Raw genomic sequence first — 7050 nt, 5'->3', positions numbered from 1 at the left:
CGGGTGACGACCCCCGCGGGGCCGACGTGCGACCCCGGGGCGGGCCCGGGGCGGCCTGCCACTGCGTGGAGGAGCCCCGGGCGGTCGTGGTCTTCCCCTCCGCGCCCGCGGGCAAACGCGGCGTCCGCGACGAGGGGGGACGGGGGGGGGGGGGGCAGCACCGCGGTCCCCCCGCCGGTGGCACCGAGGAGGGCGACGACGATTACGCGGCCGCCGCCCACCGCGAACTCGTGGAGGAAACGGGCTACGAGGCGGAGTCGATGGAACCGCTCGTGACCGTCGAGCCCGCCAACGGCATCGCCAACTCGATTCACCACTACTTCGTCGCCCGCGGGTGCGAACAGCGCGCCGACCAGAACCTCGACTTCAACGAGAGCATTCGACCGACGACGGTCGACTACGACGAGTTCCGGCAGTCGATTCTCGCGGGCGAGGTTCGGGACGCCCGGACGGTTCTCGGGGTTCTCTACTACGAACTCGCCGGTGAGTGAGGCGGGTCAGGACGCGAGTCGAGCGGTCGAATTCGGGGGCGCAGGCGGGAAGGATTTTGGCATCGGGGTTCGTATTACTCGCCTGTGACTACTACGACGCGCTCTTCTGACCCAATCCGGTCCTTCTTTGCCGCTATCGCCCTCGGCGCTGGTGGTCTCATCGTGGGGACGGCACTCGTCTTCACCACCCAGTTTGCGGTGGTGAGCGCAGGCGTTGAACTGACGCCGCTGTCGCTTATCGTCACCTCGCTCATCCTCATCCAGGGGATTTCCTTCGGTGGCGTCGCCCTCCTGTACTCCCGTTATCGCGGTCTCGACCGGTCGTACTTCGGCGTATCAATCCCGTCGCTTCGTGACATCGTTGCCGTTGTTCTCGGCTACATGACGGCGCTTGGTGCGGTCTTCGTGAGCGCGTTCATCATCTCGGCGATTGGCGTCGAACCCGGGTCGAATCAGGTGACGGAAATCGCTGCGAAGGACCCCGAAGTGTTACTCCTCCTCGTTCCGGCGTCGTTCCTCCTCATCGGCCCCGGTGAGGAACTACTGTTCCGCGGCGTCGTCCAGAATCGCATCCGCGAGGCGTTCGGTCCGGTCCCGGGTATCGCCCTCGCCAGCGCCATCTTCGCTGCGATTCACTACGTCGCGCTCACGGGCGGCGCGGGTGGTCGGCTCGTCACCATCGGTATCCTCTTTTTCCCGAGCGTCGTCTTCGGGACAGCGTACGAACTCACCGACAACCTCGCCGTCCCGGCGCTCATCCACGGCGCGTACAACGCGACACTCTTCACCATCGCGTATCTCACGTTCAAGCTCGCCGAGATGAACCCCGGTGAGATTCCGACCGAACTGCTGTTCTGACCGACGACAATACCAGCTTTTTTCTTTCGCTGCCACCTCGGGTAATTGTGTTCTTTTCGCAACCTATGTTGGCAGCCCAGGGTGTAGTTCCGACTGCCATCACAGGCGAGATGCTTGTCGTTTTCGCGCTGATTCTTCTCTCTCTCGTCTTGTTCGCGACCGAATGGCTCCCCATCGACGTCACCGCAATCGTGGTGATGGTTCTTCTGATGGTACTCGAACCGTGGACGCAAATCTCCCCACGAGAAGGGCTTTCAGGATTCGCCAGTCCCGCCACGATAACGGTGCTGGCGATGCTCATTCTGAGCACGGGTATCAACCGAACCGGAATCGTCCAACTCATCGGGCGAAAGATGGCCGCCTTCGCTGGGAACGACCGCCAGAAACAACTCGCCGCGACCATCGGCGTCACCGGTCCGGTCTCCGGGTTCGTCAACAACACGCCAGTTGTCGCGATACTGGTCCCCGTCGTTTCTGACATCGCGCACAAGGGAAAAACGTCGCCGTCGAAGCTTCTCATCCCGCTTTCGTACGCCTCGATGCTCGGCGGGACGCTGACGGTCATCGGGACCTCCACCAACATCCTCGCGAGCGACATCGCGGCCCAAATCGGACGTGAGTCACCGGGTCTCGGCCTGCACGCGTTTGGGATGTTCGAGTTCACCAAGCTCGGTATTGTCGTCTTCGCCGTCGGTGCACTCTACTTGATGACTGTCGGCGTCCGACTGCTTCCCGAGCGCGTTCCGGCCGAGGACGACCTGGTCGAGGAGTACGCGCTACAAGAGTATCTCGCAGACGTGGTCGTCCCCGCCAACTCGACGCTCATCGGGCAGACAGTCGAGGAGGCGCTCGGTGACGATACCCTCGATATCGATGTGTTACAGCTCATCCGCTACGGTGAGCAGTTCTCCGAGCCGCTCGCCCGCAAAGAAATTCACGAGAACGACACCCTCAGGCTCCGGACGAACCGGGAAACGCTCGAACAAATCATGGGGACCGAGGGACTCACCTTCGTCGGCGGGCCTCGGACTGCAGACGACCTCCATCCGGACGAAAAAGAGCCGGTCCTCGTCGAGGTCGTTATCCCTTCGGGGTCGTTCCTCGTCGGCGAGACACTCGCCAGTTCGACGTTCCGCCAGCGCTACGACGCGAACGTCCTCGCGTTTCGGACCCGCGGGAAAGTCGTCCGTGACCGCTTCGAGGATATTCGGATTCGCGTCGGCGACACGCTCCTCGTGCAGGCCCCACCGGATAGCCTCACTCGCCTCGTTCAAAACGAGGACTTCATCGTCGCCCACGAATTCGAAGACGTGGACTACCGAAACGAGAAAATTCCGTTCGCCGTCGCTATCATCGCTGGCGTCGTCGGGCTTCCGGCGTTCAACATCCTGCCTATCGTCGTCTCGGCGCTCGGCGGCGTGGTTGCGATGATTCTCACCGGCGTCCTCAAACCGAACGAACTGTACAAATCCGTCGAGTGGAACGTCATCTTCCTCTTGGCGGGCGTTATCCCGCTCGGTATCGCCCTCCAGCAGACGGGGGCGGCGTCACTCCTCGGGTCGGCAGTCGCCTCAACGGCGACGGTTCTCCCTGCGCTCGGTGTCCTGTGGGTATTCTACCTCGCAACCGGTTTGCTGACGAGCGTCATTTCGAACAACGCGAGCGTCGTGCTCATGATTCCCGTCGCCGCCAGCGCCGCCGAATCAATCGGTGCGAATGCGTTCGCGTTCGTCCTCGCCGTGACCTTCGCCGCGTCGACGGCGTTCATGACGCCGGTGGGCTACCAGACGAATCTCTTCGTCTACGGCCCCGGCGGGTACACGTTCTCCGACTTCCTGCGTGTGGGTGCGCCGTTACAGTTGCTCCTGTCGGTCGTCACCGTCCTCGGAATCGCGTTCTTCTGGGGGCTGGGCGTGTGAGTCGTTACGGCTCTTCCGACTCCTCGCCGAACCCGTGGTCGTAGAACTCCGAAATCGCTCGGTCGTCGTCGCTTCCCGGCGGTGCACCGACGTACACTCCGACCTTCCCGATATCGGGGTGGACCGTCACGTCAGGTTCGCGCATGGTCGACACTGCGAGATATCGGAGCGTGGAATCGGAGTCGTTGACGACGCAGTGCGCGCCGGACTCGTCGGTTGGACACGGCACGTAGTCTCCCTCTTGTAACTCGTACGTTTCACTGCCGAGGCGGAGCGTTCCAGTACCAGAAAGGACGTACAGCGCCTCTTCGTTCGCCGCGTGGTAGTGGTACGACCACGGTTGGCACCCCGCCGGGAGTTCGTAGAGGCTACAGCCGAGTTGCTCGCTCCCGGCGGCCCCACCCAACTGTTTCTGTTTGAACTCGCCTTCGACGCCCTCGTAGTCGTCCCACTCGATGTCTGTCTCGTTGATTGGTTGCATACCGGGCATTCAGGAGGTGCGATAAAAGGTGTTGGCGGGCAGACGGGAGAACGAAGCGTTTCACCACGAATCAACATTCGTGGGATTGCGGGACGTTCAGCCCTGTTCTGTCCCGGTGTCCGGTCTGGTTCGATTCTGTTTTCAGTTCAGTTGTCTGGTCTCAGTTGCGCCGTTCGACACCGACGGCTGACCCGTCGAGTCCGAGTGAGTCGACTGCTGGCCAGCGTTCCCCGCTGGTGAGTTGCTGGACTCGAACTGGGTAACGAGTGACTGGAGTTGCTGTGCGCGGTCCGAGAGAGATTCGGACGCGGACGCGATTTCCTGAGTCGCGGCCGTCTGTTCTTCGGCCGCCGCCGAGACGTTCTGTGCTTCCGTCGCCGTCTTGTCGCTGAGATTCGTAATCTCGTCCATCATCGTCACGACCTCCTGCGTCGATTTCGCCTGCTCGTCGGTGGCACTGCTAATCGACTGGATGGAGTCGTTGCTGTCTTCGATTTTGTGGACGATTTCTTCGAGTACTTCGACCGTCTCGCCGACCGTTTCGCGACTCGCTTCGACTTCGGATTGCGTCTCGAAGGTGTCTTCCGCGACGTTCTCAGTTGACTCTTCGATATCGCCGATGAGCGACTCGACTTCTTGGGTCGCCTCTGCGGTTTCTTCGGCGAGTGTCTTCACTTCGCTTGCGACGACAGCGAAGCCTTCGCCCGCATCGCCAGCACCGGCCGCTTCGATGGAGGCGTTGAGCGCGAGAATACTCGTCTTCTCGGCGATGTCGTCGATGAGTTCGACGACCTCTCCGATCTGCGTGACCGACTGCTGGAGGTCTTCGACTTCGGAGACGGTCTCGGTCGACCGCGATTCTAACTGCTCCATCTTCTCGATAGTCGAACTGGCCGCCTGCTGGCTCTCTTTTGCGCGGTCGACGGTTCGCCGCGACTGCCGAGCAATCTCTTCGGAGGAGGATGCAATCTCCTCGATTGTCGCAGAGAGGTTACTCAGTTCCGACTCCGCGGAGTTGAGATTCCGGTGTTGCGTCTCGTTCCCCGCGGAGATTTCTTCGATACTGTCGGCGACGTCGGTGCTCGTTACCTTCACCGCGTTCGCGCTCGCGGTGACTTCCGAACTCTCGTCGTCGACCTGTTCTGCGAACGATTGAATCTGGATAATCACCGAGTCGATGGCGTCCATCATCTCGTTGAATCCGTTCCCGATACGCTGCATCGCTTTGTTCTGACTCTGCGCGTCGACTCGGACGGTGAGGTCGCCGGCGGCGGCCTGTTCCATCGCTTCGCCGTATTCCTCGGCCTGCCGTTCGAGGTCAGACGTGAGCGCGTCGAGTTCTGAACGCTGTTTGTCGAGTTCCTCGCGCTTTGCTTCCGCGTCCGCGAGGAGGTCCTTCATGTCCTCGACGATTGCGAGCGTCGCGGTGCCGCCGATTGCGAACACGGCAACCGTCGCGGTCATAAGCGGCCCGGTCACGAGGTCAAACACCTCTGCGTAGATCCCTGCCTTTTCGAGTGCGAGGCTGAACGTCCACATGACGCCGAGGATGGAACCGAAGGCGAACGTGAGCCAAAACGGTGATTCAGCGTCGCTATCGCGGTAGTTGAGCCATCCAAGTCCTGCCGCACCGATGAAGCCGAGCGTGCCGATTGCGTCGAAGAGTGCTGCGAGTGTAATCATCTCTGTTCACTCCGTATTGATGACCTGCTGGCGGCGGACGTACGCCGCTGCGAGGAACGTGATACCCGCCATGCCGATGCCGAGACCGTGTTCGACGAAGTTGAACAGTGGTTCTAAGAGGAACACTTCGACGTTCGTCGCCACCATTCCAGCGACGAGCAACACGTAGCCTGCGGTGAACAGTTTCGTTTCGTCTCTGTACTGCGTAACGACTGGTATGAGCCCGACGAGGGACACGACCAGTCCAGTTACTTCGAGTGGTGATAGCTCAGCCAACATTTGAGTTCCTAGTTCTGCTAAAATGTTTTTAAATTAGTCGCCCAAATAATCTATTTTGATAATTCTATCGCCCACTAGCTAGACATATGCAAACTTATTTTTAAGAACTGACAGTATCTGCCGCAATCGATTACAGTATAGGGTGTCTCGATGTACGCCGTCATCTTCAGGTGCGAACGCAACCCTTACCGCCGCGCTCGCGGAACGCCAACCCATGCGCGACCATTTCGAAATCCGCGATGGGGACCTCGCCGGCCGAATCGGCCGCTTGACCGTCCCTCGCGCGGGGGTCACTGTCGAGACGCCGGCCCTCCTGCCGGTCGTCAACCCGAATATCATTACTATCCCTCCGGAGCGACTCGAATCCGAGTTCGGAGCGGAGATTCTCATCACCAACTCCTACATCATCAAGAAAAACGAGCACCTCCAAGAGGAGGCACTCGACGTGGGGCTTCACGAGATGCTTGATTTCCACGGGGCCATCATGACCGACTCCGGGTCGTTCCAACTTGCGGAGTACGGCGAAATCGATACGACCACCGAGGAGATTCTGCAGTTCCAACACGACATCGGCACGGACATCGCCACGCCGGTCGATATTCCAACTCCGCCGGACGCCGACCGCGAGCAGGCTGAAGAGGACCTCGAAGTCACGAAACAGGCTATCGCCGACGCCGAGGTCGCCGATACGGGTGAAATGCTCGTCAACGCGCCCGTCCAGGGGTCGACGTATCCCGACCTCCGCGAGGAGGCCGGTCGTCACGCTTCGGCGTCCGACCTCGACGTGTTCCCTGTCGGCGCGGTCGTGCCGATGATGAACGCCTACCGCTACGGCGACATGGTTGACGCTGTTGCCGCCGCGAAACGGGGTCTCGGCGTCGACACGCCGGTTCACCTGTTCGGCGCGGGCCACCCGATGATGCTCGCTCTCGCGGTCGCCCTCGGCTGTGACCTGTTCGACTCGGCCGCCTACGCGCTCTACGCTCGCGACGGGCGCTATCTGACGGTTCGCGGGACCGAACACCTCGAAGACCTCGACTATCTCCCGTGTACCTGTCCCATCTGTACCGAATACTCGCCGGACGACCTCCGGGCGAAAGGGTCGGAAAAACAGGAACAACTGCTCGCCGAGCACAACCTCCACGTCACGTTCGCAGAACTCCGCCGCATCAAACAGGCCATCCGCGACGGCGACCTGATGGAACTCGTCGAGGAGCGCGCCCGTTCGCACCCCGCGATGCTCGATGGCTACCGCGCTCTACTCGACCACGCCGACCTGCTCGAACGCGAGGACCCCGCCTCGAAGGGCGCGTTCTTCTACGTCTCCAACGAGAGCGCT

At 61.2% G+C, this 7050-nt stretch carries 7 protein-coding genes; 4 read left to right on the top strand and 3 right to left on the bottom strand.

Annotated elements, in window-relative coordinates:
- The 3 genes from QT222_RS20355 to QT222_RS20345 all read left to right on the top strand — a co-directional run.
- Positions 1 to 491: NUDIX hydrolase (locus QT222_RS20355; RefSeq protein ID WP_491478211.1), on the top strand; the 491-nt coding region annotated here is incomplete at its 5' end.
- Positions 492 to 575: 84 nt separating this feature from the next.
- Positions 576 to 1349, top strand: a complete 774-nt coding sequence (locus QT222_RS20350) for a CPBP family intramembrane glutamic endopeptidase (RefSeq protein WP_004059500.1) — start codon at positions 576 to 578, stop codon at positions 1347 to 1349.
- A gap of 110 nt (positions 1350 to 1459) precedes the next feature.
- Positions 1460 to 3268, top strand: coding sequence for an SLC13 family permease (locus QT222_RS20345; RefSeq protein ID WP_491478210.1), 1809 nt, complete (start codon positions 1460 to 1462; stop codon positions 3266 to 3268).
- Between the two features lie 4 nt (positions 3269 to 3272).
- Here the strand turns inward: QT222_RS20345 and QT222_RS20340 are convergent, their stop codons facing one another.
- The 3 genes from QT222_RS20340 to QT222_RS20330 form a co-directional block, all read right to left on the bottom strand.
- Positions 3273 to 3749, bottom strand: coding sequence for a cupin domain-containing protein (locus QT222_RS20340; protein WP_491478209.1), 477 nt, complete (start codon positions 3747 to 3749; stop codon positions 3273 to 3275).
- A gap of 141 nt (positions 3750 to 3890) precedes the next feature.
- Positions 3891 to 5432 (bottom strand): methyl-accepting chemotaxis protein, encoded by a 1542-nt coding sequence (locus QT222_RS20335; RefSeq protein ID WP_491478208.1) that lies wholly within the window; start codon positions 5430 to 5432, stop codon positions 3891 to 3893.
- A 6-nt stretch (positions 5433 to 5438) separates the two neighbouring features.
- Positions 5439 to 5711: a DUF8530 family protein gene (locus QT222_RS20330; RefSeq protein ID WP_014732425.1), complete on the bottom strand. Its 273-nt coding sequence runs from the start codon at positions 5709 to 5711 to the stop codon at positions 5439 to 5441.
- 214 nt (positions 5712 to 5925) lie between these two features.
- On the opposite strand from QT222_RS20330, the gene tgtA reads away from it, so the two are divergent.
- The coding region (gene tgtA / locus QT222_RS20325) for a tRNA guanosine(15) transglycosylase TgtA (RefSeq protein ID WP_491478207.1) at positions 5926 to 7050 on the top strand (1125 nt) is incomplete at its 3' end.

Source organism: Haloferax sp. s1 (assembly GCF_058382125.1).
Note: the sequence above shows the minus strand (reverse complement) of the source record. Positions and strands in the feature narration are given on the sequence as shown.